At 63.8% G+C, this 25,700-nt stretch carries 19 protein-coding genes; 9 read left to right on the top strand and 10 right to left on the bottom strand.

The genetic code is table 11. The features are described 5' to 3' along the window. Window positions 1-7: 7 nt before the first annotated feature. The 5 genes from ACOKS3_RS13200 to mnxG are packed head-to-tail and all read right to left on the bottom strand — an operon-like array spanning window position 8 to window position 10,655. Complete coding sequence (locus tag ACOKS3_RS13200; protein ID WP_103447123.1) at window positions 8-1,525, bottom strand: cytochrome c/ABC transporter substrate-binding protein; 1,518 nt, start codon at window positions 1,523-1,525, stop codon at window positions 8-10. Window positions 1,526-1,528: 3 nt separating this feature from the next. Next, complete coding sequence (locus ACOKS3_RS13195; protein WP_103448240.1) at window positions 1,529-2,164, bottom strand: SCO family protein; 636 nt, start codon at window positions 2,162-2,164, stop codon at window positions 1,529-1,531. Between the two features lie 23 nt (window positions 2,165-2,187). Beyond that, window positions 2,188-2,844: an SCO family protein gene (locus ACOKS3_RS13190; RefSeq protein WP_103447122.1), complete on the bottom strand. Its 657-nt coding sequence runs from the start codon at window positions 2,842-2,844 to the stop codon at window positions 2,188-2,190. Beyond that, window positions 2,841-4,829 (bottom strand): cytochrome D1 domain-containing protein, encoded by a 1,989-nt coding sequence (locus ACOKS3_RS13185; protein ID WP_103447121.1) that lies wholly within the window; start codon window positions 4,827-4,829, stop codon window positions 2,841-2,843. The genes ACOKS3_RS13190 and ACOKS3_RS13185 overlap by 4 nt, the downstream gene beginning before the upstream one ends. Before the next feature lie 18 nt (window positions 4,830-4,847). Next, window positions 4,848-10,655, bottom strand: coding sequence for a manganese-oxidizing multicopper oxidase MnxG (gene mnxG, locus ACOKS3_RS13180; RefSeq protein ID WP_422763170.1), 5,808 nt, complete (start codon window positions 10,653-10,655; stop codon window positions 4,848-4,850). Between the two features lie 314 nt (window positions 10,656-10,969). Between mnxG and ACOKS3_RS13175 the strand changes: the two genes are divergently transcribed. The 4 genes from ACOKS3_RS13175 to ACOKS3_RS13160 all read left to right on the top strand — a co-directional run bounded on the left by ACOKS3_RS13175 (window position 10,970) and on the right by ACOKS3_RS13160 (window position 16,025). Beyond that, complete coding sequence (locus ACOKS3_RS13175) at window positions 10,970-13,954, top strand: T6SS effector BTH_I2691 family protein (RefSeq protein ID WP_422763169.1); 2,985 nt, start codon at window positions 10,970-10,972, stop codon at window positions 13,952-13,954. Between the two features lie 2 nt (window positions 13,955-13,956). Then, on the top strand, window positions 13,957-14,844 hold the full coding sequence (locus ACOKS3_RS13170; protein ID WP_422763168.1) for a DUF6708 domain-containing protein: 888 nt from the start codon (window positions 13,957-13,959) through the stop codon (window positions 14,842-14,844). Window positions 14,845-15,034: 190 nt separating this feature from the next. Further along, a complete protein-coding gene (locus ACOKS3_RS13165; RefSeq protein WP_103447117.1) occupies window positions 15,035-15,322 on the top strand; it encodes a hypothetical protein in 288 nt (95 codons plus the stop codon). A gap of 88 nt (window positions 15,323-15,410) precedes the next feature. Further along, window positions 15,411-16,025: a Yip1 family protein gene (locus ACOKS3_RS13160; RefSeq protein WP_422763167.1), complete on the top strand. Its 615-nt coding sequence runs from the start codon at window positions 15,411-15,413 to the stop codon at window positions 16,023-16,025. A 16-nt stretch (window positions 16,026-16,041) separates the two neighbouring features. On the opposite strand, the gene ACOKS3_RS13155 is transcribed toward ACOKS3_RS13160, so the two are convergent. The 5 genes from ACOKS3_RS13155 to ACOKS3_RS13135 form a co-directional block, all read right to left on the bottom strand. After that, complete coding sequence (locus ACOKS3_RS13155) at window positions 16,042-16,302, bottom strand: DUF1652 domain-containing protein (protein ID WP_103448239.1); 261 nt, start codon at window positions 16,300-16,302, stop codon at window positions 16,042-16,044. A gap of 214 nt (window positions 16,303-16,516) precedes the next feature. Beyond that, entirely contained in the window at window positions 16,517-17,428 is a 912-nt protein-coding gene (locus ACOKS3_RS13150; RefSeq protein ID WP_103447115.1) for a DNA-3-methyladenine glycosylase family protein, read from the bottom strand. Window positions 17,429-17,506: 78 nt separating this feature from the next. Further along, a complete protein-coding gene (locus ACOKS3_RS13145) occupies window positions 17,507-18,394 on the bottom strand; it encodes a pirin family protein (protein ID WP_422763166.1) in 888 nt (295 codons plus the stop codon). A gap of 100 nt (window positions 18,395-18,494) precedes the next feature. Then, window positions 18,495-19,367 carry an alpha/beta fold hydrolase gene (locus tag ACOKS3_RS13140; protein ID WP_103447113.1) on the bottom strand — a complete coding sequence of 291 codons (873 nt, stop codon included), beginning with the start codon at window positions 19,365-19,367 and terminating at the stop codon, window positions 18,495-18,497. Window positions 19,368-19,388: 21 nt separating this feature from the next. Further along, window positions 19,389-20,018, bottom strand: coding sequence for a LysE family translocator (locus ACOKS3_RS13135; RefSeq protein ID WP_103447112.1), 630 nt, complete (start codon window positions 20,016-20,018; stop codon window positions 19,389-19,391). 122 nt (window positions 20,019-20,140) lie between these two features. Here ACOKS3_RS13135 and ACOKS3_RS13130 point away from each other — a divergent pair, with 122 nt between their 5' ends. The 5 genes from ACOKS3_RS13130 to tcuC all read left to right on the top strand — a co-directional run bounded on the left by ACOKS3_RS13130 (window position 20,141) and on the right by tcuC (window position 25,628). After that, window positions 20,141-20,620 carry a GNAT family N-acetyltransferase gene (locus tag ACOKS3_RS13130; RefSeq protein ID WP_103447111.1) on the top strand — a complete coding sequence of 160 codons (480 nt, stop codon included), beginning with the start codon at window positions 20,141-20,143 and terminating at the stop codon, window positions 20,618-20,620. Between the two features lie 39 nt (window positions 20,621-20,659). Beyond that, complete coding sequence (locus ACOKS3_RS13125) at window positions 20,660-21,592, top strand: LysR family transcriptional regulator (protein WP_422763165.1); 933 nt, start codon at window positions 20,660-20,662, stop codon at window positions 21,590-21,592. Between the two features lie 115 nt (window positions 21,593-21,707). Beyond that, window positions 21,708-23,153, top strand: a complete 1,446-nt coding sequence (gene tcuA, locus ACOKS3_RS13120; protein ID WP_103447109.1) for an FAD-dependent tricarballylate dehydrogenase TcuA — start codon at window positions 21,708-21,710, stop codon at window positions 23,151-23,153. Continuing rightward, window positions 23,140-24,297 (top strand): tricarballylate utilization 4Fe-4S protein TcuB, encoded by a 1,158-nt coding sequence (gene tcuB / locus ACOKS3_RS13115; RefSeq protein ID WP_103447108.1) that lies wholly within the window; start codon window positions 23,140-23,142, stop codon window positions 24,295-24,297. The genes tcuA and tcuB overlap by 14 nt, the downstream gene beginning before the upstream one ends. A 38-nt stretch (window positions 24,298-24,335) precedes the next feature. Next, a complete protein-coding gene (tcuC, locus tag ACOKS3_RS13110) occupies window positions 24,336-25,628 on the top strand; it encodes an MFS transporter (RefSeq protein WP_103447107.1) in 1,293 nt (430 codons plus the stop codon). Window positions 25,629-25,700 lie beyond the last annotated feature (72 nt).

Below are 25,700 nucleotides of genomic sequence, written 5' to 3'. Positions count from 1 at the left end.
CCTCCGCTCAAGGGCTGGACGGCAGCGGCCGGTACGGGGCAACGGCGGTAAAGCGTGGCCCGGGCAACGCCACTGCGACGACATGGGCACCGGCCATGCCTTGGCGCCTGCCGGGGCCGAAGCCCAGCGCCGGGGTCAGGCCGGTGTCGACATCGTGCAGGCCCTCCAGGGCGGCCACCAGCTGTTCGCGGCTGGCATCGCGGCCAATCTGCTTCAGGGCTTCGGACAACAACTTCAGGGCACACATGGTGTTGACCTGCAGCGACGCCTGGCGTGGGTCGAGGCCTTGGCGTCGTTGCAGCCCGGCCAGGGCCGCCATGCCCTGCTCGCTCCAATCGTCAGGCACGAACGGATAGGCCAGGAACACCCGTTGCGACCACTGCGCTGGCAAGCCGGCCACGGCTCCCGCCACCTGGCTGGAGGCAGCGAACAGGTAAGGCTCACGACCTTCGGCCTGTAGCGCCTGGGCCAGCGCGGCAAAAGCCTGGGCACGGCCGACGAAGACGATGCCCGGCCCTTCCACGGCCTGGCCATCAAATGCTTGGATCGCTGGCGGTGCCCAGCCTTGCTGGCGCAAACGTTCGCGCACCTCTTCAGCCAATGCCGCCTGCTCGTTGCCGGCGTACACCACGCGCAAACTATCGGGCGCCAGGCCCAGGCTGCTCCTGGCATGTTCGGCCAGGCTCAGCAATTGGCTAGCAATACCTGGCATGGGGTCGAAAATCTGAGAACTGGCACCGCTGCGCGGTGTGTTGCCGATCAACGGCACACCCCGTTGTTCGAGCAGTGCCGGCAGTTGTTGATCGAGCATGGGCGCCAACGGCGCGATCAGGGTGAAGACTTGGCCCTGATCGAGCAAGCGTTGCAAGGCGAGTGCGGCACTGGCCTGATCGGTGCCGGTATCGGCTACCACCAGTTCCAGGCGCCGGCCATGAATGCCGCCCTGCTGGTTGATCTGCGCCACACCATCCTCCAGTACGGCACGCACGACATGCCCGGCATCTGCCAACGGGCCATTGGCGGGCAGCAAGGTGCCCAGGCGCAGCACGCCTTCTTCCACGCCGGGGTCGCGTTCCTCGCCCAGGCGTTTGAGATAAGCCGTGAGGTTGCGCTGGTCAGCCAGGGTCAGCTCGAAGCGCGGCATGGCGGGGTCCAGCCGCTGCCCCGCCGGATCAATGCCGTGCTGGATCGCGCGGGCCAGTGTGCCGTCGTTGTAGGCCGGGTAGCTGCGAGCGTTGCTTTGCCGCTCACCCTGCCCCAGTGCCAGGCGCTGCCAGTCGAGGCTGGGTGGGCGCACCCCGCCTTCTGCACGCCCGCGCCCGTCTGCGCCGTGGCAACTGGCGCAGGGCAGCACGCTGGCGGGGACGCTGATGTCGCTGGCGCCGACCCGGGCCATCAGCTGTGCGTCGCTGCTCGATACCCCTTGCCGGTACAGGCGCTTGCCGGCCTGTTCATTCGGGGTAAGGTCGAGCGCCAGCGCCGGGCCACAGAGGGCCAGGCTCAACAGCACTGCCCAGGGTTTCATGGCTCAACGCCCGGCCAGCGGTTGGGCCAGCAGCTGCATGCGCTGGGCGATGGCCGCAGGCGGTGCATCCGGGCGGATCTTGCTCCAGCGCTTGCCAGCCACGTCACCGGCGATCAGCTGGGTCGAATGCTGCTCGGGGCTGGGCAGGAACTGGCCGATGCGCCCCAGCACCAGGTCGACATCGGCCTTGTCGCCGGTGAGGAACAGCCAGTTGGTGCTGTCCACGCCTTGCTTCTCGGCGAAGGCCTTGAGCGCTGCCGGGGAGTCGTTGAGCGGATCGCTACTGATCGACACGAAGGTCACCTGGCGGGCCAGCTGCGGCCCCATGGCATCGCGCACGTCACGCAGCTTGCGGGTGATCAGCGGGCAGGCGTCGGTGCAGTGGGTGAATATCACGTTGAGCATCACCACCTTGTCCTTGAGCACATCGCTGTAGAAGCGCAGTTCGCGACCGTTCTGGTCCTTGAGCATGGTGTCGGTGAACCAGGTTTGCGCATCGCGGGTGCCGCCGCCGCTGGCCATGGTCGGCGGTGCCGGTTGCGGGCTGGGGCCCTGCGGTGCATGGCCCTCGTGGGCGAACGCGACCGAACTAAGGATCCACAGCACGGCCACCAGGGCCAGCCAGTCGGTGCTGCGCATCGTGGTGTGGCGGGCTGTGCTGCTCATGGCTGCACCTCACTGTGTTCGGCGATGGCGGTGCTCTTGGCGTGCACGCGGCGGGCACTCAGGCGGTTGATTTCCTCGACCAGCACGGCCGGGTCGGTAAAGCCGTAGTAGCGGGTCCAGTGGCCCGTGCGGCCATCACCCACCAGGATCAGCGGCGGATGCTGGCTGAGGTCGGCACTGAAGCTGCCGAGGCCCTTGAGGGTTTCAGTGATCGCGTACTGCGAGCCGGTCAGCCAGCTCCAGCCCGGGCCGTGCTGGAAGGCTTTGGCATAATTCTGCAGGCGCTTGGCGTCGTCACGCTGCGGGTCGACGCTGATCGACACCAACTGGATCTCCTCGCCCACACGGCCGCCCAGCTGTTGCTGGACCTTGCCCATGATCGACGACACCACCGGGCACACCGTGGTGCAGCTGGTGTAGATGAAGCCCATGACCACCAGGTGCTCGCCTACCAGGTCCTTTTCCAGGCGTACCGGCATGCCATTCTGGTTGAGCAGCGAGACATCGGCAAAGCGCACACTGGCCTTCTCCTGGTGTGCCGCCGGCGGCTGCCCGGCGTGGCTGTCGTGTTCATGGCCGGCATGGGCCAGGGCCAGGTTGCTGGCCAATGCCAGGCTCAGGGCAAGCAGCTGGAAAGAATGCTTGGCGTTCATCGCACATTCCTCACTTCGGTCTGGGAAGCAGTAGCCGCAGCGGCGGGCAGCACGCGCAGGCTGGTGTAGTTTTCTTCGGCGAACTTGCGTCCGAGCGACGGCGACTGCACATGCAGGTACCAGGCTCCGGCTTCGGGCAAGGTCAGCGGCGCCTGGTACACGCCATCACCCACCTCAACCAGCGGCAGGTTGCGCGGCAGCGACGAGGGTGCCAGGAAATAGCGCAGGGTCAGGTCGTCCAGACCGACCCGTGGCCGACCGTCGTCGCCGACGATGCGCACCTTGGCGGTGAACACCGTTTGCTGCGGCATGGGCTGGTCAAGGCCGATGAACTCGGCATGCGCACCCCGGCGCTTGCTCGCATCCGGCGCGGCGGCCACCTCGGTGCTGAAGCAGTGGATGATCTGCGGCTGGTTGAGCAGAAAGGCCACATCGAACGTACCTGCCGCCGGCATTTTCACCGTCGAGCCATACACCCCGGGGGCCAGTTCGCGCAGGCTGCGGTCGATAACCAGAGTCGCGCGGGCCTGGTGGCCACGGTTGTTGTAGCCAGACATCGGGGCGTTCATGCCTTCGGCATAGAAGTAGGTGGTGTTGTCCACCGGGTTGACCACGAATACCGAATTGTCGTCCCGCGACACCGACAATCCTTGGGCCACTGGCAGGTCACCGGCCTGGCGTGGCGCCGCAGGGCCGGCTTCGAAGCCCTGCACGATCGGCTGGCGCCCTTCGCCCAGGCTGCTCAGGTTGATCATGCTGACCTTGGGCGAGGCCAGCCCGCGGATGTAGGCATAGCCTTTGGTGAAGGTCAGCTGGTACGGCTCGGCCGCCACCGGTACGCGGTGGATCAGCGTGTCGGTACTGGCGTCGATCACCAGCGCCTGGTTGTCCATGGTGTTGAGCACGATGCCCCAGCGGCCATCGCGGCTGAAGCGCATCGGCCCAAGGCCCTGCTCGGCCTTGACGATGTGGCGCAGCTGGTGGCTGCGGGCATCGATCACCCGCACCGTACCCTCTTCACCGTCGGCCACGTAGACCGCCTGGGACAGCGCCGAGTAGGCCACCGACAGCGGGTGCGGGCCGACCTCCAGGGTTTTCACCAGGCGCATCCCGGGGATGTCGATGATGCTCAGCGTGCCGCCGTCGCGGTTGCTGACAAAGGCGTAGCGCGAGTCGGCGCTGAAGGCGATTTCGTGGTGCCCGGAGCCGGTGGCGAACGACTTCAGGGTGCTGCGCGACGGGACGTCGATCACCGTCACCCCGCCTTTGGCCGGGTTGCGGCTGTTGTTACCAACCCACAGCCGGTGCTGGTCCGGCTGCAAGGCCAAGCGCACCGGTGATTCGCCTGCATCCAGGGTCGCCACACGGGTGAAGGTTTCGGTATCGACGACCGCCACCTGGCCACGCTCGGGGATCGACACGAACACCTGCTTGTCATCCCCGGTTGCCGCCCAGTCCATGGGCCGGCCCGGCAGGTCGATGCGCGCCAGGGTACTGGTGATGCCGCCCACCGACACCGTCGGGTCGATCACGGTCAGGCTGGCGTCCTTGTTCAGCACCAGCAGGAAGTAGCTGTTCAGGTCCAGCAACGGGCGAGCGCCGATGCTGCTCTTGAGGAACAGCGCAACACGAGCCTTGCAGCTCTGATCGCGGTTGCCGCCTTCGAGCGGTGCCGACTGCGCCGGGTCGATCCAGGCCCCCGGCGCCATGCCCGACAGCGGCTGGCCGCTGGCCTGGTCGGTGACCTTGAAGCGGATGTTGGCAAAGGCCCCTTCACGCACATCGCCGCCGGCCAAGGGGCGCGCCTCGAACTCCACCGTCACGCCATCGCGGCTGAGCCGGTGCAGGGCCTGCGGGTCGCCAGGCTCCTGCAGCAGCTCGCGCGGGTCGCACCAGAGCTTTTCATAAGCCACGCCCAAACCGATCAGCACCGCACCCAGCATCACCCCCAGTACTGCAGGCCGAGTCTTCTTGTTCTTGTACATGCTCGCGCTCCCCTACCCTTACTGGCTCGCCGCATTTGCCGGCGGCGCATCATTGGTCACCCGCAAGATGCCCCACAGTCCCGAGAGGTTGCCGTAGGCGGCATAGTCGCGGAACAGGTAGTCACCTGGCACTGCGTTGGCGCCACCGGCACTGGGCAGCATGAAGCTGAAGTGCGCCGCCGGCAGCACGCTCTCCTGGGCGCCGATGTACATGGCCATCGGGTTGTAACCGAAGCGCACCGAGCCGATGCCTGGCAGGTTCGTCGGGTAGCCGTCGAGGTCGTTCTTCTCGGCCTGGTAGTTGTGCAGCGGCCACAGGTGACCGTCGAGCTGGTAGGTGATGCCGCGGCTGCCACCGCTTGGCATCAGCACATGGCTGCGCACCGGCTGGCCAGGCTTGGCATACAGCACCGGGGTTTGCGGGTCGCCGCCGACCAGTGCGTTGCTGTAGGCCATGTGGGCGTTGGGCACGTCGGCAAAACCGAAGCCATCGGCATGGCCGAACGGTGCGTCCGGCGCCAGGCCGAAGCGCAGCCACAGCGGCTCGGTCTTGTAGTTCAGCGCCATGTTGCCGTTGTCCTTCGGATCGCCCGGCACGCCGTTGCCTTCGGTGGCGATGCCCTCCACCGGGCGGCCATCGGCCCAGCGCATGTTCATTGAGCGCTGCCACACTGTGACCAAGTCACGGTAGTCGGGCTGGCCGCTGACCTTCACCGTGGCCTGGGCGCGGCTGGCGCTGTCCTCGGTCCAGGTCGCGGTCTGCGGCAGGACACTCATGCCGGCGACCAAGCCCTTCTGCGGTTGCTTGATGACATCCGCCGGGGTCAGGTTGAGGCCACCGAACTCGATCGCCGTGGTGTTGATGTTGTCCACCGTGCGGCCCAGTTGCAGCAGCGGCTTGCCTTCGCGCTCCAGGTGGCCGGCGTAGTACTGGTACACCCGGCTCGGGTAGGCGCCGCTGTTACCCGCCCGGGGCGGCACGGTCTGCACCGGGTTGGCACCGACGTTGACGCCGTCGGACTTGGTGATGTCGTAGGCCAGCAGCTGCGCATGCAGGCCGACATGGCTGGACGGCCGCATCAGGTTGTTGTTGAAGGCGGTGGCGCCTTCGCTATCGAAGCGGTCGCGCTTGACCACGTTCTGCATCACCGCAGTGCTGGGCAAGTCAGGCATCACCTGCGGCAGGCGGTTTTCCAGGGTGATGCTGATGCAGTCGCCAGCATTGGCGCGCAGCACCAGCGGCTCCACCGGGACGCCAGCCTTGAGCTTGCCGGTGGCCGGGTCGAGGTCCGCCTTGCGCACGTACAGCACGGCAGTCGGGTCATGCAACGGCGCGCTGTGGCCGCCGACGGTGAAGGTGGTGCCGTCCTCCTCGTCGACCACCGTCACCTGCGGGATACGCGTATTGCGGCTGTTGAACACCAGGGTGCCACCGTTGGCCTTGAGCGGGCCACCGACATGCTGGCCGATACCGGCCGGGTCGTAGATGCTGACGCCGTTACGGTTCTCGAGAATGTCGTTGGCCAGTGCGGCGACTATCTCGTAGCTGCGCTTGACCGTCGGGCGGGTGCCGATGCCATTGGGGTTGGCCGTGGTTTTCGGGCAGACGCCGTCGAAGTTGACCGTGTTGCGCATGGCCACCGGCTGCGGGTTGTTCGGCAACGGGAACAGGTCGGCGCGTTGCGCGGTGTAGTTGCGCATCACGCCCCAGATACCGTTCCAGTAGCCTTCCAGGGCCGCATCCATGCTGTACAGGTAATCACCGTTGGTGGCCGCGGAGCTGGAGATCATCGACACCGGTGCCATGAAGCCCATCTGCTCGGAAATGCCGATCATCTGCGAGGCCTTCCAGCCCGAGTTGGAGCTGTTGCCAAAGCCGGAGCCGTTCTGCAGCCACTTCACACCGTGCAGGGTGACGTTGTGCTCCTCTTCATGGCCACCGGCGTGCAGGCGCAGGCGCACGTTGTCGCCGGAATAGGTACGCAGCATGGGCGTGAACGGGTCACCCGGCTCGCTACCGGCCTGGTTGATGTGGGGTGGGAACAACGTGGTGCCGCCGGTTGGCCCGACCGCCGAAGTGATCGCCGAAGGCGCCAGGTTCATGGCCGGGATCGCCCGGTCAGTGCGGCTCTGCAGGGCGTAGCCCAGGTCGCCGCCGAGGCCGTCGGCCTGCATGCCGCGCTTGCCGTCCGGGCCGACCTTGTTCGGGTCGAACACGCGCAGGGCCAGCGGCTCGTTGCGGTAGTTGACGACGAACATGCCGGGGTCATCCACCGAAATGGCCTGCGGGCATGGCCGGCTGGGGCAGCCTGGGCTCAAGCCGCCACGGGACTCGACCACCGACTCGAGCAGGTTGGAAGCCTTCTGCCGCACCGGCGGGTTGATGGCGTAGCGGAAGCTGTCTGCGGTGGCCGGATAGGCCTGGCCGTTGGGCACGCCATCCGGGCCAGCGCCGACGTACACGCCCGCTTCATAGGCATGCTGGAAGTCGCTGTACTCCAGGAAGAACTCGCGGTAGCTGTCGTTCTTGCCGTCGCCGTCATGGTCGCCGGTCTGGATCACCGCCTGCCACGAAGTCGGGCCGCCGTCCTGGCGGGCGCCCGGGTTGTACAGCTTCTCGCCGGTTTCGGCGTGGTACCAGGTGGAACCGGCCGGCTCGGCCAGCACGGTGGCGTAGAGCCCCAGTTGCTGGTGGGTCGATGGGCCAAGGTGGTCATGGGTGAAGATGGTGCCCAGGCCCCGGTCGACGTTATGCACGTTGATTAGCGGGTCAGCGAACCAGCGTTGCATGGCGGTACGCGCGCCCTGCCAGTCAGCCCGGCCGAAGCGCCCGAAGTACGGGTGCTGCCTGGCTTTCGGGCAGGCGGCCGTGCCCTCGCGGGCATCGCCCTCGGTGCAGCCGTTGAAGCTGCGAATGGCCTGCACCCGTTCCACCACGCTGCCGGGCGAAAGAATGCCGTCTTCGTAGTTCCAGCCATTGGCCGAACCGTCGGCGGCGGTCAGGTCCCACTTCGGCAGGTGGATGTGCTGGCCGATCACATCGGTCGGCGTACGCACCTGGTAGTCGTCCATCTCGTAGTACGACGGGATCAGGTTGGTGTGGGTGTACATCGTGCAGTCGAAGGTGTTCATGCGCATCACCAGCGGCTCAGGCGGGCGCTGCTTGGTGATCACCGGCCAGGCATCTTCCCAGAGCGCCAGGATGCGTGCCTGCGGGAAGTGGTAGCCAACCTTGTTGTACACCGCATCGAACTGGATATTGGCGCCCTTGTAGATGCGCGGGCGGTCAGCGGTGAAGGCGGACGCGCCCCGGAAGTTCATGCCGGTGAGGCTTTCCCCGCTGAAGAACTCGCCTACGCCCGAGGACTGGGTCAGGCGCTTGCCGCGGTCGTCCATGCAGGGTTCGTAGAAGGGGGCGCCTGCGGTCGGCAGCGCGCCGTTGGTGCGAAATGCCTTGGCCACCGGCTGACTGCCGGGGATCAACGCGTAGCTGGCGTGCTCGGCCTTGGCGTGGAACTGCATGGCAGCCTGTTCGACGTCGGTGCCCTCTTCCGGCAGGTAGATCGGCCTGGCCTTGTGCACCACCTTGGAAAAATCGAGTTTGGTGGTGGTGGTCACCGCCTCACCGCCGGCGGACACCCCATCCAGCGCGTGGCGACCGAGGCCACCGTCCCAACCGTCGACCTGGTTCGGGTCGAGGTTGGCCCACAGGGCCTTGCCGCTCTCCTTCAACTGCTTGGCCAGGGCCGGATCGAGCATGTCCAGCGGCGGGGTTGGCGGGCGGTTGCCGACGCTGCTTTCCATGCCGCCGATCCAGAACGGGTAGCCGGGGTTCTTCAAGCTGCCGTCGGCGTCGCGGTTGGCCTCGCTACGGTCGACCAGGGCCAGCGAACCGACTGCCTTGGGCGCGGCGGACTCGTGGGCGTGGTCATCGGCGGCCACTTGCTCGGTGGCGAGCTTGGGTATCACCACCACCTTGCCTGGCATCGGTGCCATGGCCTTGCCAGGCAACGGGACGATGGCCGGGATCGGCGTACCGGCCACGATCTCGCCATCGGGCAAAGCCCGTGCGCCGACTGCCGGCTTGCCACTGCGCAGGGCGAAGGGTGTGCTGTGGTAGCCGTTCTGGCCTTGCCCGCTGACTTCCAGGCGAGTGCCTTCCTCGAACACGTCGTGCACCCGCCACATGGCCCACATGCCCTGGGCGAAGTGCGGGTAGAAGTGGCAGTGGTAGATGGCATCGCCGGCCACGCGGTTGCGGTTGCCTGATCCGCCGTTGGCGATTTCATAGGTGTAGCCGATGCCCGGCCCGATGCCTTGGGCATCGATGTAGTCGGAGTTGTCATCGTTGGGGTTGAACAGCCACTGATGCCCATGCAGGTGGAAGATGTGCTGCTCGTGGCCGTTGTGGGTATTGCGGAACTTGGTGAAGTCGCCGATGTAGCTGTGGTGCACGTTGGCCGGCTCCGCCGGGTACAGGGCCATGCTGGCCTTGACCCCGGTAGCGCTGGCCGGCGGCACTTCACCTGGGCGGATGTGCTCCAGGCCGACGTTGGCCGGTACATCGACCAACGTACCGATATCGCCCACGGTATGTGCGCTGAGGAAGAATTCCTCATAGGCGCACGACAGGCAGTCATGCATCGGCCCGACGCCCAGGCGGTTGGCCACCACTTCTGCGCCCATGCCACCCGAGCCGTAGTTGATCATGAACGAATCGCGGGTCGGCTCCAGCACATGGCCCATCACCGGGTCGGCCCAATAACCCGGGAAGGCCTGGGTGGCGGCCACTTCGTCGGCGAACTGCGAGGCGAAATCACGGAACGCTTCAAGGCGGTTGGGCAGTGCCGGGTTGCGCTTGCCGATGCTCTCCAGCGGATAGGTGGTCTTGGGAAAACTGCCATCGGGGTTGGGGCCCATGACGATGGCATCGGTTTCGCTGTTGAGGATCTCATTGCCGTCGAGCATGGCGATGATCGGCTTTCCGGCCTTGCCTTCACTAAGCCATGGCTCGCTTTGCGGGTACCGCGCCTGGTAGTCGATCACGGGTTGGCCGGTTGCCGTGCGCCCGGTGGTTGCCAGGCGCATTTCTTCTTCAGTGAGGGTATTGCGGAAGGTTCGCCCACCTTTGGGGACGACCACCACCTGGCCGAACAGGCCGTTGGCAACATTGCCGGCGCCCCCCTGGCCGCCAAAGGTCGCGCCTTGACTGGTGGCGGCGAACGCACCTTCACGCTCGGCAAACAGGGTATAGCTGCGGGTGTTGCCGGGGGCCACCAGGAAATTGCCGTTGCGGCCAGTGTTGGCGGCGATGTCACCGATGCTGTTGACGGCCTGCATGCCGTTGACCTGGAAGCCGACGTGGCGGTCGGTCACCTGCTCATCGGCAACGAAGTGTTCACCGCCCTCATGTTCGACTTCGGTTTCCGGGCCCTCGCCTTGTTCAGGCTCGATCCCGTGCTTGTTGGGGTTGGCCTTGTAGTCGAGCAGGTTGGTCAGGTTGACCGTCAGGCAGTCACCGGCGGCCACCCGCAGCACGATCGGCCGCGGGCGCTTGTCGGGGCGCAAGGTGACCTTGCCCGGTACCGCCGCGCCGCCCTTGCTCAGCGGCACCTGGTGGTCGTCCACCACATCCTCGCGCAGGGCGAACATCATGCCGTTGGCGTTCTGCGCGCCAAGGCGGTTGAACATCAGCGGCTGGTCCAGCGCCACCACGTTGGCCACCAGGCTGCGCTGACACTGCACGGCGGCCTCGGCGGGCGCTTCCAAGCCAAACAGGGCCAGGACGAATGACGTCAGGACGGGGCCTTTGGACGGGGTCGACATGCTGCACCTCCGGGACACAGGAAACACTGCGAAGAGGTCAGCAAGGTGTGTGCCATAAGGGAATTGCGTTTAATTTCAGTTAGTTGGAAAGGGAAGCGGGAACGATTTGGGGATGATTACCCATGGGAAGTCCCCGAATTGGGGGATGATAGGCATTGGCGTTTCGGGGAATTGAATGACTGAGCGATTACGTGTCGACAATTCCCACAACGTAATAGGAAGGGTGACGATCCTCCAAGAATGGCTTCCTCGCTAGTGTTCGGCCTCAGCGTAATTGCAGCTGATCGCCGATTACCAGCTCGAGGAATCACCCGATGAACGACGCTACCGTGAGCCGCGCCGCCTCACCCCCTGCCTGCAGCGCACGGGTACCGATCCTGCCAGTGCGCTACGCCATCGTGCCACGTACCGGCGCTGCCCCGCCCTTTCGCTACAGCGACTCCGGCTTCGTCCTGGAGCAAGGCTTCCCTCCACTGCAGCACTGCGCCTACACCCTGCGCGCCCTCCGTCCGGGTTATGTCTACGTGTTCATGAAAGGCACTCAGGGCGAAAAGCTGGTCATCCACGAGTACGACGGTGAGGGCCAGTACAAGGAGTTGCGCTACCGCTGCCTGGAACACTACCAGCGGCGCGACCGCTATTTGTCCGGCCGGGCGATGGGCTGGGTCTGGGCCGACACCTGCGAGACAAGCGCCAAGGAAGTCTGGATCGCCTACAGCCCGCACCTGTGGAGCAACGCCATGACTGCGCGCATCACCGGTTCGCTGGCCATGCGCAAACGGCACATGCGCCAGCTGAACATGGCCGAGTTGATTGCCGGCAACCCGGCGCCGTCCACCCAGCCCCATGTGCTGCCGGTCAGCGCCCTGCAAACCTGGGTCGAAGACTTCAAGCCGGACGCGCAACGCATGTCGCTGAGCTGGAGCAGCCAGCCACGCACCTCGGCGCTGTTCGCAGGCAGCCTGCACGCCGTTGCACGCCATTACCCCTACACCCAACCGAAGATTCCCGCCGTGGTGGTGCTCAGCGACGCCGAAGGCCTGGCCCTGGACCTGAGCCTGTCGGTGTCGGCCTACCAGCATCAGTTGCGCGACCTGATGCCCGCCGAACAGCTGCCCCATACAAAGCCGGCGCAGGGTACCGAGCAAGCCGACGTGCCGCTGTGCTACCAGCTGGATGCCGAACGCCTCAGCCCGCAGAGCCGCGACTTCCACCACCGCAACCTGGTGGCCACGTTGCTGAACAAGACCCTGGAAAGCATGTACCCGGCCGACAACCCGTCCCTGGGCACAGCGGCCCTGAGGATACGCCCCGACAGCCGACCGAAGCCGCCTTACGAGGAACGCTTCCGGGTGCTCACCCACCCAGACTATTCCGAGCAGGGTCATCGACTGGGACAGCGCATCGATACCGCCAAGTACCTTAAGTTTCTGGAGGAACGCGACGAACTGGAATACCGCATCAGCCAGATGCGTGAGCTGGCCTTGCAAGCCAGCAACGAACACGACGCCTGGCTGGCCACCGCCGAAGCCGGCCATCTGGACGATCCGTACAGCCTGGCGGCCGCGCTGGCTTGCTATGACCGTGACGATCTCAGCTCCGCACGCGGACTGGAAATGTCTCTGGCCCTGCTGATTCACCCGATGGGCCAGCCCGTGCCCGGGACCGAAGAGCAGGACCTGCGCTTCAAGCGCCTGGAGCGCTGGCTGGACCAACACGACAGCCCGCTGTACGACGCCTTGGCACCGTTCAACCCATTCCGCGACAAGGCCGACTCGATCGGCACCTTGCTCGGTGCCAGCGACAACGTCATCGAAGGTCTGGTTGGCCGATTTCCGGCTTATGCCCGTATCACTGACCTCACGGCTCAATCGGTCAGCACCGTGGTGCTCAAGCGCATGCACGGGAAGACGCGTTGGGATGCCAGCAACAGCCTGCGTCAGCAGGTGCAGGCCGCAGCGCGCGAGGTCAATGCCGAGAAGGCGCTGGGGTTGCTCGCGGCGCGATACAACATTACCGACAAGCTGATTCTCGAAAATCCGTTCAGTCAGGAAGTAGAGAAATACCTGAAAAGTGGCATGTCGCAAGTAGAGGAAATGAAGCAGCTGCGCATCATGGGCAGCCGAACGGTGATGCTGGAGATGACCACGACTTCATTGGTAAAGCCAACGCTACTCGGACTGCTCACTTCTGGCGTCGGGACGGGTTTGAATGCCGGAATGCTGTGGTTTAACGTGCTCGCGCTACAGGTGGCCTATAAAAGTTTGCTGAAAGGTGGCGCACCTGAATATGCCGCAGGGTTCGCAGCGTCCATATTCGGGGTCGTCGGTGCTACTGCTGCAACCTTGGTGGGCGCACGGGCAATACAGAAAGCAGTGCTACTGAAGTCGAGCTCTATCGCTCCCGGATTGGCGTTTGGTAATGGGCTCTTCAAATACCTAGGCAGCAATCTATTTGCGCGTTTGTCAGGTTACCCTGCGATCATGCTGGGTCTCTACTCAGACATTGAAAAATCTCAAAGGCAGAGGCAGCAGGGCGATCCCACGGCAGCAAGATATACGTTTGCAGGTGGAATTCTCATCGCTATTGGATCCGCTATTGTTCTGGAGGGTGGGCTTGCTGTTCCCGGCGCGACAAAAGTTATTCCTTTTTCAGGTTGGACCGCTGCAGCCTTTGTCCTTTTCGGCGCGGCTTTCATTGCAGGAGGGTTCTATTTTCATGCAAAAGCAAATGAGCGAATCCACAGACCAATAGAGCTATGGGCAGCACGAAGCATCTTCGGCAATCTTCGAAATGACGGAGAGATCCGCGAGGGGATACAACTCGACTACGAGAAGAAACTTCCTCGGTACAATAATTTCATCGAGGAAATTAGTCGATGGCATTCAGCGTGCTACTCACCCACCCTGCTTACCACCAAGCAATCAAACTCAATGTTTCTTCCAGGACTATCAAGCGAATGGAAAGAAAAGAGATATTGGTCTCCCCCCGACTGGACAAAAATCGTGCGCAACGAAGAAGACAAGGTAAACGCGACAGTGGAGTTCACCGTGCTTTTAAGTGGCTTCGTTATTGGCTTAAGCCGATGGGCAGGAATTTTACAACTCGTGCAGCCTGATGGAAGTATTTCAACCGCAGAGCCACGGCCCAACTGCTACCCGACTCACTCCGGAATGGTATTAAACCTCAAGCTAGAAGTAGGCAGAAGCATACAAGCGAGACTCAATATTGCATACAATCCAAATCCAGGTTTTTCCAATGACTTCATCGCTTCGAACACGTTCTACCTTGGAGCCTAAAAATGTCAGTCACCTGGTTATTCTCCCCTCAAAAAAACACCAATTTCAATGCGTATATTTCAGGCCAACTGGTCAGCAGAACAGATATACTGATACGCTTGCGCAACCCATGGGTCACAGACTCCGTATTCATGGGAAAACTTTACATCGCCATGACTATTTGCACCATCATCTTTGTTTGCTCGAGCATCATCAAGGCAGAGATGTCACTCGCGCACGATCTCGACTTCATACTCATGTACCTTTCGGCATCGCTTACCTTCTCACCTTTCCTGCTATACAGAATTTTCTATATAAAAAATCTTTCAGATTTCTATTTAAATCGATTATCGAAAAAAATATACTATCAGCGCATAAGAAAACTATTAATCTTCGACTGGAACAATGTCAGCGGCGGAGTGTTCAAACGTACCGAATTTGGCGGATCTTCTTTCAGCACCCAGTACGCTTTGGCATTCGCTCCCCGTCGAGAAGATGGCACTTTCCACCAGCAAGATTGCCTCTGGATCGACAGCAATGAACCTACCGAGTCCGACATAAAGTATGTCGCCGAAGTCTGGGAATACCTCCGCCATTTCATGGACCACGGCCCCGACAAGCTTCCTCCACCGGGAGAGCCCAACTGGTGGCACAGGCCCCTACACGCCATCTGTCTCACTCCAGCAGAAGCCTGGCGCCACTATGCCCCATGGCGAACCGGCGAACCCGGTGAAATGCAAGGCAAGAAGAACTGGCAATTGCCGTTCTGGGCCGTGCTGTTTCCCTACAACCTTTCCGTAGCCATATGTTGGTACGTGATATGTCGTCTTTTCAATGTGCGGGCAGCACCCGCACCACCCGAGGCGTTTGAACAGGCGCCGATTCAATCCACCAGGCGCAAACGCAAATAGACCGAGCGGCAAAATACAGGGCCGCCATGCGGCCCTTCGTCGGCACACTCCACAAAACCTCTGAAACAAGTTGAACATCTGCCTCCAGTAAGCTTCCAAAGGATGATACGTGCCATCCTTTTGCCAGGAGCCTGTCGCCTATGCCCATCCAGCCTTCCCTGCTGTGCCAACGCGCAGGAAGCCAGCGGCCATGAAGATGCCCGGCCGCGCGCCCAACGCCAGCCTGCAGCTCGACTACGTGCGCGACACCCTGTTCGGGCCGGTAGCTCTGAGCGTGGAATGCCAATGCCAGCTGGCCGCCCTCAACCTCCAGGGCCGCCCCGCCCTGCGCCTGCATATCTGCCCGCCACTGCCGGACAAGGTCGAGCGCGCCCACAGCGTTGCGTTCGTCTGGGATGGGCGCAGCTACCGCGGGGTGGTCCGTGATCAAGGCAAATGCGGCGATGGCGGCCTGAACTTGTTGCTGGAGCTGCAGTAACAAGTCGATCAACGGCGACGCACCCGGCTGAACCTGACGCAAACGGCGGATCTCCATAACTACAAGGCCTTGCCTTCTGGAGAACGTCATGAACAGCCCGTTGCTCAAGCTCTTCACCCATCCCTCCGACGCCTGGATCGACATCCGCCGCGCCGAGGAAGACCACCCGCAACAATACCTGCCGCGCCTGTTGGTGCTGGCCCTGATCCCTGCCCTGTGCCTGTTCGTTGGCACCACCACCTTCGGCTGGAGCCTCGCCGCTGAAGACCGCGTGCGCCTGAGCATGGCCAGCGCCGCGCAACTGGCCGGGCTGCTGTATGCCACCACGGTGGTCGGGGTGATGCTGATGGGGGTAATGATCCGCTGGATGTCGCGCGGCTTCGATACGCAACCGACGCTCAATCAATGCATCGGCTTCGCCGCCTATTGCGCCACGCCGTGGTTCTTCGCTGGCGTTTTCGGCCTGGTGCCGATCCGCTGGTTGGCACTGCTGGCACTGGTCGCCGCCTCAGCCTACGCCACGGTATTGCTGTACGGCGGCTTGCAGACCTTCCTGCGCCTGCGCAAGGAGCAGGCCATGCTGTTTGCCAGCTGCGTCTGGGGTGTGGGGTTGCTGTTGCTGGTGACCATCCTGGTGACAATGATCCTGTTCTGGACCAACGGCCTCATGCCGGAATACGTGCGTCCGGCCAGCCTCGGCTGACCGGAGCGCAGGGTGCTCAGGCGATGGCTCTGAGTGCCGCCGGATGGCTGTCTCGCAGGGTGTGCAACTGGCCAACCAGGTTCACCAGGTCACGACAACTATTCAAGTTTTGCAGCGAGATCCCGGAGAGGGTCACGCCCTGCTCCAGGCTTTGCCCCTGACCCAGGCGGATGGTCAGGGTAGTGCCGTCCGGGCAGCTGACTTCGCAGCGGTCGGGCAGGCAGGCCTGCTCGATAATCTGCCGCATTTCCAGCATCGAAACTCCTATCAACGACATGGTACGACCCTCTCTGTACTGGATGGCCTGTTGTATGTGAGTACGCCTTTGGCAGGCAGGGTGCCAATTGAAATTGCGCATGCCCAAGCGGCCGTCCATGCGCCGGGGCAATGATCGTGCGGAGAATCCTTTAGCACCTTAGTGGAAGAACGATGATCGGCCTCGCCTGTTCGATCGAATGCTGGCACTTCACGACAGGCGGTCGCTGAACGGCCTATTTGTCTTCCAGGGACGCCCATAGATGCTGCGCGGCATAAGCGCGCCAGGGGCGCCAGGCCTGGGCGCGTTCGGCCAGTTGGGCGTCGGGCCCTTCCAGCAGGCGCAAGGCTTTGACCAGCGCTACATCGCCCAGCGGCAACGCATCAGCGGCGCCCGCCTGGCGCAGCGCCAGATACAGGGCGCTCCAGGGGCCGATGCCTTTCAGCCGGCAGAGGTTGGCCAACAGCGGCTCCAGGGCCTGGCCCTTTCGCAGCAGTTCTGGTTCTGCCAGCAGTGCCCGCGCCAACGTACCGAGGGTGGCAGCGCGTGCTCGGGGCATGCCGAGGTTTTCCAGGTCGGCGTTGGCGAGCACCTTCGTTGTCGGGAAGACGTGGGTCAGGCCTGCGGTCGGCAGACATAGCGGCTGGCCATGACGCGCTACCAGGCGTCCGGCCAGGGTCATGGCGCCCGCTACGCTGATCTGCTGGCCGAGTACCGTGCGCACGGCTTGCTCGCAGGCGTCCCACCCTTGAGGGACGCGCAGGCCCGGGCGGGCGGCGATCAGCCGGGCCATCAAGGGGTCGTGGCACAGTTCGGCGGCAATGCGTGCGGGGTTAGCGTCGAGGTCGAAAAAGCGGCGAATGCGGGCGATCAGGCTGGGGACAGCTGAGGCAGGCACGCCGCTGAGCTGGATAATCAAGCGATTGCCGCTGGCGGGCCGGGCTTCTAGTACGCCGTGTTTGCCTGCCACGGGGAAACTGCGGCGATAGGTGCCAGCGCTGAAGGTTTCAATGCCGGGGATGCAGCGGGCAGCCAGGAAGGCCTGGGTCGAAGGCCAATGGTAGGGCAAGGGGTAGCGCAGCCACAAAGTGTGCTGGCCGGAGGCATTGAGTGAGCGGTGGACGGCGTGCAGTCGGGACAGAGCCATTGCTGCATCATGCCAAGGTTTGCAGGGTTTGTACCGGCCTCTTCGCGGGCACGCCCGCGAAGAGGCCGGTACAGGCAATCAATGATCCAAGCCAGCACCCTCGCCCGCCATCTGCCCAAACCGCCCGGCGTGGAAATCATCGAACGACTCGGCAATCTCCGCCTGGCTGTTCATCACGAACGGTCCATAGCCTACGATCGGCTCATCGATCGGCTCACCGCTGAGCAACAGCAGGCTGGTACCTTCAAGCGCCTCGATCACCACATCCGCGCCACCGCGCTCCAGCAGCACCAGGCTGGCCGGGCCAGCTTCGCGCTCGCCGTTGACCCGCACGCTACCGCGCAACACCACCAGTGCAGCATTGTGGCCGTCGGCGATCGGCAATTGCAGGCTGGCACCCGCCTTCAGGCGCATGTCCCACACATCCATCGGGGTAAAGGTCCGCGCCGGGCCTGCATGGCCCTGATAGGCGCCAGCAATTACCCGCAGGCTGCCGCTATCGCCCTCCAGTTGCACCACCGGAATGTCCGTCGCCAGCAGCGTCTGGTACCCCGCCGCTGCACGCTTGTCACGCGCCGGCAGGTTGACCCACAGTTGCACCATCTCCAGTGAACCGCCACTGCGGGCGAAGGCCGGGGAATGGAACTCTTCGTGGATGATGCCATTGGCAGCGGTCATCCACTGCACGTCACCCGGGCCGATCAGGCCACCGGCACCGGTCGAGTCGCGGTGTTCCAGTTCGCCCTGATAGACGATGGTCACGGTTTCGAAGCCGCGGTGCGGATGCTGACCGACTCCGCGTCGATCGCTGGTCGGGCTGAAGTCGTACGGGCCGGCATAGTCCAGCAGCAGGAACGGGCTGATCTTGCTGGCCAGGTTGTCGTAGGTGAACAGGCTGCGCACCGGGAAACCATCACCCACCCAATGGGCGTGGGGGCTGCGGTGGATACCCAGAATCTTTTTCATGAGAAGTCTCCTCTCCAAACTGGGTTAACCTTACCAATCAGCCCAATCAGCCGGTAGTCGGCTTAAACGGCATTGATCGTTCCAGAAATGGAACAGCCAATCACGCTTGCAGGTAGACCAGCACCTTCTGCGCAGCCATCGCCGGATCTTCCTGCATGAAGCAGTGCCCACCGCAGACCTGAACGGCGCTAACTACAGGGTTGAGGCTGGCGAGGCGCTGCACCGAGTGCGGCACGAAGGGATAGGTGTGTTCGCCATACAGCACCAGGGTTGGCACCTGGATGGCAGCCAGCTGCGCCCACATGCGCGACGGGAACGAGCTGAAAATTTCCACTTCGCGACTGGGCCGGCACTTGAGCACCACGCCTTCGCCGCAATCACCGATCGCGTGCTCGACATACGCCTGCAACGCCGCGTCGCTCCAGCCCTTGAAGATGCCACGCCCGTGCAGCGATGCCCGCGCTGACTCACGGTCCGGCCAATGGCTGCGCCGGTTGGCGGCCTTGCGCGCCAAGGTATGCCGGCGGTGCAGGCCGACCAGCGCAGCCGCGCCCATCACGCCGATCATGCGCCGGCTGAACAGCACCGGATCGAGCAGTACGGCACGGGCAAACAAGCCCGGCTGGCTGGCCAGCATCAACCCGGTCAACACCCCGCCGAAACTGTGCCCCACGGCGTACCGGGGAACCTCGCCATATTCCCCACGGCCGGCCTCGAAGGCCTCCACCGCCAGCGCAGCGGTACGGTTCCAGCCGCGGAAGTCACCGCCATGGTCGCTGTCACCATGGCCCTGGACATCGCAGAGCCACAGATCGAAATGTTCACTCAGGCTCAACAGCAGCGGCTGGTAGGCCAGGCAGCAAAAGCCGTTACCGTGCAGGAAATGCAGCAACGGCTTGCCGCTGGCTGGTGAGCGCCAGCCACGCAGGGTGAAGCCTTCGGAGCTGTCGAAGGACCAGGGAATCAACTGCATCGGCTTGCTGTACTCATGGGTTCATGAAAACGCCGATTCTACAAACAGCAGCGGGTAGAGTGAAATCACCAGCAGCAAGGCCATCAGGACATTGAACAGCATCAGCCAGCGCGGGTTCTGCAGCAGGTTGCGCAGGGCGCTGCCGAACATCACCCAGACACCGACGCTGGGCAGGTTGACCAAGGCAAACAGCGCAGCAATCACCACCACATTCATCACATAGCCTTGGGCCGGCGTGTAGGTGGTGATTGCCCCCACCGCCATTACCCAGGCCTTGGGGTTGACCCACTGGAATGCCGCTGCGCCCCAGAACCCAAGCGGCTTGCGCGCGCTCGGCGAATCGCCGCCGAGCGGCCCTGAGGTGGCGATCTTCCAGGCCAGGTACAGCAAGTAGGCCGCACCGGTATAGCGCAACACGGTGTACAGCGCCGGCCAGGCCTTGAATACCTCGCCCAGGCCCAGGCCGACCGCCAACACCATGACCATGAAGCCAACGCTGATGCCCATGGCATGCGGGATCGAACGGCGCACGCCAAAGTTCACGCCCGAGGCCAGCAGCATGGTGTTGTTGGGCCCCGGTGTGATCGAGGAAACGAAGGCAAACAGCACAAAGGCGGTAAGCAGGTCCGCAGAGGCAAGCATGGCAGGCATTCCAGAATCGTTGCAGGTGCTGTCACACTAACGGAGTCGCCCTGCCCTGCGACCGGTACAGTTACATTAAATTATGCAGATACACATCACTGTACCGTTCACCAAAACAAGGAAGCCCCCGCATGAGCCTGACCATCCGCCCTGCCGTTCGCGCCGATGCCGCGCAGATTCTTGCCTACATCACCGAGCTGGCCGAGTACGAACGCGCCCGTCACGAAGTGGTCGCCACCCTGGCCGATATCGAGCACAGCCTGTTCGACGAAGGCAGCACCGTGCACAGCCTGATCTGCGAGCGTGACGGCAAGGCCATCGGCTTTGCCGTGTATTTCTACAGCTATTCGACCTGGCAGGGCCGCAACGGCATCTACCTGGAAGACCTGTACATCACCCCTGAGCAGCGTGGCGGTGGCGCGGGTCGGGATGTGCTGCGGCATATCGCACGCGAAGCCGTGGCCAACGGTTGCGCGCGCTTCGAGTGGAGCGTACTGGACTGGAACGAGCCCGCGATCGGTTTCTACAAGTCGTTGGGCGCCGAGCCACAGGATGAGTGGGTGCGCTACCGGCTGGATGGCGACAAGCTTCTGCAGTTTGCCCAAGGTTGATCACATTTACCCACCCCTCGCCCCTCTCTGGAGTCTCCCTTGGAACTCAGGCAACTGCGCTACTTCGTCAAGATCATCGAACACGGCAGCCTTGGCCGGGCCGCGCTCGAACTGGAGGTCGGCGTCTCCGCCCTGAGCCAGCAGATCGCCAAGCTCGAAAGCGAGCTGTGCACCCGCCTGCTCAACCGCAGCAGCACAGGGGTCACGCCAACCAGCGCCGGCATGGCGTTCCTGCACCATGCCCAGCTCAGCCTGCGCCAGGCCGACAACGCCATCCTCGCCGCCCACCGTGGGCGCATGAGCGGCTACGTCACCGTCGGCCTGCCGCCGACCACCGCGACCGTGCTCGCCCTGCCGCTGATCAATGCCATGCGCGAGCGTTACCCCGACATCCAGCTGCACCTGGTGGAAATGCTCTCCGGGCACCTTGCCGCGCAGCTCAACGCCCGGCAGATCGACCTCGCCATCCTGTTCCAGCTCGAAGGAGGCAAACGCTGGAGCGTGACGCCGCTGCTCGATGAACGGCTGTTCGTCATCAGCCCTCCACAGCTACCCCTCGCGCCCGAAGGCAGTGTGCAACTGACCGACCTGGGCCCGCTGCCACTGGTCATGCCCAGCGCCCAGCACGGTCTGCGTTCGACCCTGATGGCTGCATTCGAACGCTCCGGCCTGGTGCCGAACATCATCATGGAAGTCGATGGCCTGGCCGTGCTGATGAATGCGGTGCGCGCCGGCCATGCCGCGACCATCCAACCAGGCGCTGCAGCGGCGCTCAGCGGTGAAAGCGGGCTGCGGGTCGCGCAAATCAGCGACGCCCACGTTGGCCGACGCAACCTGCTGGCAACCCTGGCGGACGATGAGCTGTCACCCGCCGCGCTGGCCGCCCGACGGGTGATCATCGACGTTGCCCGCCAACTTGTCAGCCAGCGGCAATGGCCGGGCGCGACCTGGATCGAAGACGCCAGCCTTTAGAAAAACTGAACACCCCATGCCATAGCCCGCCTTTCGGCGCCCGGCCGACAGCCCTACTGTCTCCTCACTCGCAAGGGGCCCTTCGTTCATGCCTCCTTGCGACCGAGGAGCGACAATGATCGATGTTCTTGTAATCGGCGGCGGTAACGCCGCCCTCTGTGCCGCGCTGATGGCCCGCGAGGCCGGCGCCAGCGTCATGCTGCTGGAGGCCGCGCCCAGGGCCTGGCGTGGCGGTAATTCGCAGCACACCCGCAACCTGCGCTGCATGCACGACGCACCCCAGGATGTGCTGGTCGATGCCTACCCCGAAGAAGAGTACTGGCAGGACCTGCTCAAGGTCACCGGCGGCCTGACCAACGAAAAACTCGCGCGCATAGCCATCCGTGCGTCCTCCAGCTGCCGCGACTGGATGCGCAGCCACGGTGTGCATTTTCAGCCGCCGCTGTCCGGTGCCCTGCATGTGGCACGGACCAACGCGTTCTTTATGGGCGGCGGCAAGGCGTTGGTGAATGCCTATTTCCGCAGCGCCGAACGGCTCGGCGTGCAGGTGCGCTACAACGCCCAGGTCAACGATATCGAACTGCAGGGCGGCAGGTTCGTCGCAGCTCACCTGCCCCCCCGCGAGGTCGAGGGCCGCCAGCTGCCTGCAGAACGCATCCAGGCAAGGGCCTGCGTGTTGGCGGCGGGCGGCTTCGAGTCCAACCGTGAGTGGTTGCGTGAAGCCTGGGGCCAGAATGCCCGTGGCGAATGGCCGTCGGACAACTTCCTGATCCGCGGCACACGCTTCAACACCGGCATCCTGCTCAAGCGCATGGGCGAACTGGGCGCCGACATCATCGGCGACCCGACCCAGGCACACATGGTTGCCATCGACGCCCGCGCGCCGCTGTATGACGGTGGCATCTGCACCCGCATCGACTGCGTGTCACTAGGCGTGGTGGTCAATCGCGACGGCGAGCGTTTCTATGACGAAGGCGAAGACTTCTGGCCCAAGCGTTATGCCATCTGGGGCCGCCTTGTAGCCGGCCAGCCGGGTCAGCAGGCCTATTCGATCATCGACCAGCAGGCCATCGGCCGCTTCATGCCTCCGGTGTTCCCAGGCACCACGGCCAATTCCCTGGCCGAACTGGCGCGCAAGCTGGGCCTGCCAGAAGCACAGTTCTGCCAGACCATCGAAGCGTTCAACAGTGCCTGCCAGGTCGGCACCTTCGACCATACCGCGCTTGACGATTGCCACACCACAGGCGTGACCCCGGCCAAGACCCACTGGGCCCGCCCGCTGAGCAAACCGCCGTTCTACGCCTACCCGCTCAAGCCAGGCGTCACCTTCACCTACCTGGGCCTGGCGACCGACGAAAGCGCCGCCGTGCATTTCGCCGGCAAGCCCAGCCCCAACCTTTTCGTCGCTGGAGAAATGATGGCCGGTAACGTACTGGGCAAGGGTTACACCGCTGGTATCGGCATGGCCATCGGCACGGCGTACGGCCGTATCGCCGGCGTCCAGGCGGCCGCCAGCGCAGGCTTCGTCGACATCCAGGAGGCACGCCATGCAGCTGTTTGATCCGCAGGCACAAAGTGAACTGATCCCGGTGCTTAACGTGCACGAAAGCGAAGTGCAGCGGCAGATGAGCATCTGCAATGCCTGCCGTTATTGCGAAGGTTTCTGCGCCGTGTTTCCGGCGATGACCCGGCGCCTGGAGTTCGCCCAGGCCGACATCCACTACCTGGCCAACCTCTGCCACAACTGCGGCGCCTGCCTGCACGCCTGCCAGTACGCCGCGCCCCACGAATTCCAGGTCAACGTGCCCAAGGCCATGGCAAAGGTGCGCCTCGACACTTACACCGAATATGCCTGGCCGCGCACCCTCGGCCGTCTGTACCAGCGCAACGGCCTGACCCTTGCGCTGGCCAGCGGCTTCGCCCTGGTGCTGTTCCTGTGCCTGAGCCTGCTGGCCATGGGTAACTTGTTCACACCCATGGCCGGCGGCAACTTCTATGGCATCTTTGCCCACAACACACTGGCGCTGATGTTCGGTGGGGTGTTCGGCTTCGCAGTCATCGCCCTGGCGCTGGGCGTGCGCCGGTTCTGGCGCGACATCTCCCCTCCAGCAGCAACGGTCGCGCTAAAAACCGCCGCTGCACTGGAAGCGACTACCAGTGTGGCCCGCCTCAAGTACCTCGACGGAGGACATGGCGAGGGCTGCAACAATGCCGATGACCGTTTCACCCTGTGGCGGCGACGCTTCCACCACCTGACTTTCTACGGTTTCCTGTTGTGCCTGGCCGCCACCGGCAGCGCGACGCTCTACCACTACCTGCTTGGCTTGGAGGCGCCGTACCCGGTGCTGAGCCTGCCGGTCATGCTTGGCATCGCCGGAGGCCTCGGCCTGCTGGCGGGCCCTGCCGGGCTGCTGTACCTCAACCTGCGACGCAACCCCAACCACGGCGACGCCGAACAGAAACCCATGGACCGCGGTTTCATCGCTCTGCTGTTGCTGGTCAGCGCCAGCGGCCTGGCCCTGCTGGCGTTCCGCGAAACCAGCGCCCTTGGCCTGCTGTTGGCCCTGCACCTGGGGCTGGTGATGGCGTTCTTCCTGACCATGCCTTACAGCAAGTTCGCCCACGGCATTTTCCGCAGCGCCGCGTTGCTCAAGCACGCCATCGAGAAACGTCAGCCCAACCCGATCAATGCTGGCAACGACTGAGCGCGGCAACCTCCATCCAATAACAACAAAAGCGAGCCATGATGAAAACGACAACACCGACCCGGGGCGCCACCCTCGGCGCCATCTTGCGGGTCACCAGCGGCAACTTCCTCGAACAGTTCGACTTCTTCCTGTTCGGTTTCTATGCCACCTACATTTCCCAGACGTTCTTCCCGGCCAGCAGCGAGTTCGCCTCGCTGATGATGACCTTCGCGGTGTTCGGCTCGGGCTTCCTGATGCGCCCGCTGGGTGCCATCGTGCTGGGCGCCTACATCGACAAGGTCGGCCGGCGCAAAGGGCTGATCGTGACGCTGTCGATCATGGCTGCTGGCACCGTGCTGATTGCCCTGGTGCCCGGCTATGCCAGCATCGGTATCCTCGCCCCACTGCTGGTATTGCTGGGCCGGCTGTTGCAGGGCTTTTCAGCCGGCGCCGAGCTGGGTGGCGTATCCGTGTACCTTTCGGAGATCGCCAAGCCGGGGCGCACCGGCTTCTACACCAGTTGGCAGTCGGCGAGCCAGCAAGTGGCGATCGTCGTGGCGGCGGCGCTGGGCTATACCCTCAACGCCTGCATGGAAACCAGTGAGGTGGCAGCCTGGGGATGGCGCATTCCGTTCTTCATCGGTTGCGTGATCATCCCGTTCATCTTCATCATCCGCCGCTCGCTGCAGGAGACCGAAGCGTTCAAGGCCCGCGCACATCACCCGGGGACGGCCGAGGTGTTCCGCTCGATGTGCGACAACTGGCGCACGGTGCTGGCCGGTGGTTTGCTGGCGGCGATGACCACCACCACGTTCTACCTGATCACGGTGTACACCCCGACCTTCGGCAAGACCGTGCTGCACCTGAGCACCACCGATAGCCTGGTGGTGACCCTGCTGGTCGGGGTCAGCAACTTCATCTGGCTGCCCCTCGGCGGTGCCCTCTCCGACCGCATCGGCCGGCGCCCGCAGCTGTTGGCAATTTCCCTGCTGTGCGTGCTGACCGCCTACCCGGCCATGCACTGGCTCGCTGAAGCTGCCAGCTTCGAGCGCCTGCTCGCGGTGTTGCTGTACTTCTCGATGTTCTTCGGCCTGTACAACGGTGCCATGGTCGCGGCACTGACCGAGGTGATGCCGGCGAACGTGCGGGTGGTCGGCTTCTCGCTGGCCTTCAGCCTGGCCACCGCGCTGTTCGGCGGCTTTACGCCGGCGGTGTCGACGCTGCTGGTGCAGGCCACCGGGGACAAAGCCTCACCGGCTTACTGGCTGATGTTCGCGGCGGTATGCGGGTTCACCGCGACGACCGTGCTGTACCGTCGGCAAAGGCCGCAAGCGGTAAGCGCCCCTTGACCCTGAGCCCATGGGCACCTGTCATTTTTATCAGGTTACGTACTGACGACTTTGCTGGAAGCTTACCTCGCA

Source organism: Pseudomonas sp. HS6-2, from assembly GCF_049325675.2.
Taxonomy (GTDB): domain Bacteria; phylum Pseudomonadota; class Gammaproteobacteria; order Pseudomonadales; family Pseudomonadaceae; genus Aquipseudomonas; species Aquipseudomonas putida_N.
This window is presented reverse-complemented; position numbering and strand designations above follow the sequence as displayed.

Bases quoted from the DNA above. Each gene is read 5' to 3' on its own strand.
- ACOKS3_RS13165 (WP_103447117.1), top strand. From the start codon at position 15,035: ATGAAGATGCCCGGCCGCGCGCCCAACGCCAGCCTGCAGCTCGACTAC.
- ACOKS3_RS13155 (WP_103448239.1), bottom strand. From the start codon at position 16,302: ATGTCGTTGATAGGAGTTTCGATGCTGGAAATGCGGCAGATTATCGAG.
- tcuA (WP_103447109.1), top strand. From the start codon at position 21,708: ATGATCGATGTTCTTGTAATCGGCGGCGGTAACGCCGCCCTCTGTGCC.
- ACOKS3_RS13195 (WP_103448240.1), bottom strand. From the start codon at position 2,164: ATGCGCAGCACCGACTGGCTGGCCCTGGTGGCCGTGCTGTGGATCCTT.
- ACOKS3_RS13190 (WP_103447122.1), bottom strand. From the start codon at position 2,844: ATGAACGCCAAGCATTCTTTCCAGCTGCTTGCCCTGAGCCTGGCATTG.
- ACOKS3_RS13160 (WP_422763167.1), top strand. From the start codon at position 15,411: ATGAACAGCCCGTTGCTCAAGCTCTTCACCCATCCCTCCGACGCCTGG.
- ACOKS3_RS13135 (WP_103447112.1), bottom strand. From the start codon at position 20,018: ATGCCTGCCATGCTTGCCTCTGCGGACCTGCTTACCGCCTTTGTGCTG.
- mnxG (WP_422763170.1), bottom strand. From the start codon at position 10,655: ATGTCGACCCCGTCCAAAGGCCCCGTCCTGACGTCATTCGTCCTGGCC.
- ACOKS3_RS13145 (WP_422763166.1), bottom strand. From the start codon at position 18,394: ATGAAAAAGATTCTGGGTATCCACCGCAGCCCCCACGCCCATTGGGTG.
- ACOKS3_RS13200 (WP_103447123.1), bottom strand. From the start codon at position 1,525: ATGAAACCCTGGGCAGTGCTGTTGAGCCTGGCCCTCTGTGGCCCGGCG.
- ACOKS3_RS13130 (WP_103447111.1), top strand. From the start codon at position 20,141: ATGAGCCTGACCATCCGCCCTGCCGTTCGCGCCGATGCCGCGCAGATT.
- ACOKS3_RS13170 (WP_422763168.1), top strand. From the start codon at position 13,957: ATGTCAGTCACCTGGTTATTCTCCCCTCAAAAAAACACCAATTTCAAT.
- ACOKS3_RS13185 (WP_103447121.1), bottom strand. From the start codon at position 4,829: ATGTACAAGAACAAGAAGACTCGGCCTGCAGTACTGGGGGTGATGCTG.
- ACOKS3_RS13140 (WP_103447113.1), bottom strand. From the start codon at position 19,367: ATGCAGTTGATTCCCTGGTCCTTCGACAGCTCCGAAGGCTTCACCCTG.
- ACOKS3_RS13175 (WP_422763169.1), top strand. From the start codon at position 10,970: ATGAACGACGCTACCGTGAGCCGCGCCGCCTCACCCCCTGCCTGCAGC.
- tcuC (WP_103447107.1), top strand. From the start codon at position 24,336: ATGATGAAAACGACAACACCGACCCGGGGCGCCACCCTCGGCGCCATC.
- tcuB (WP_103447108.1), top strand. From the start codon at position 23,140: ATGCAGCTGTTTGATCCGCAGGCACAAAGTGAACTGATCCCGGTGCTT.
- ACOKS3_RS13150 (WP_103447115.1), bottom strand. From the start codon at position 17,428: ATGGCTCTGTCCCGACTGCACGCCGTCCACCGCTCACTCAATGCCTCC.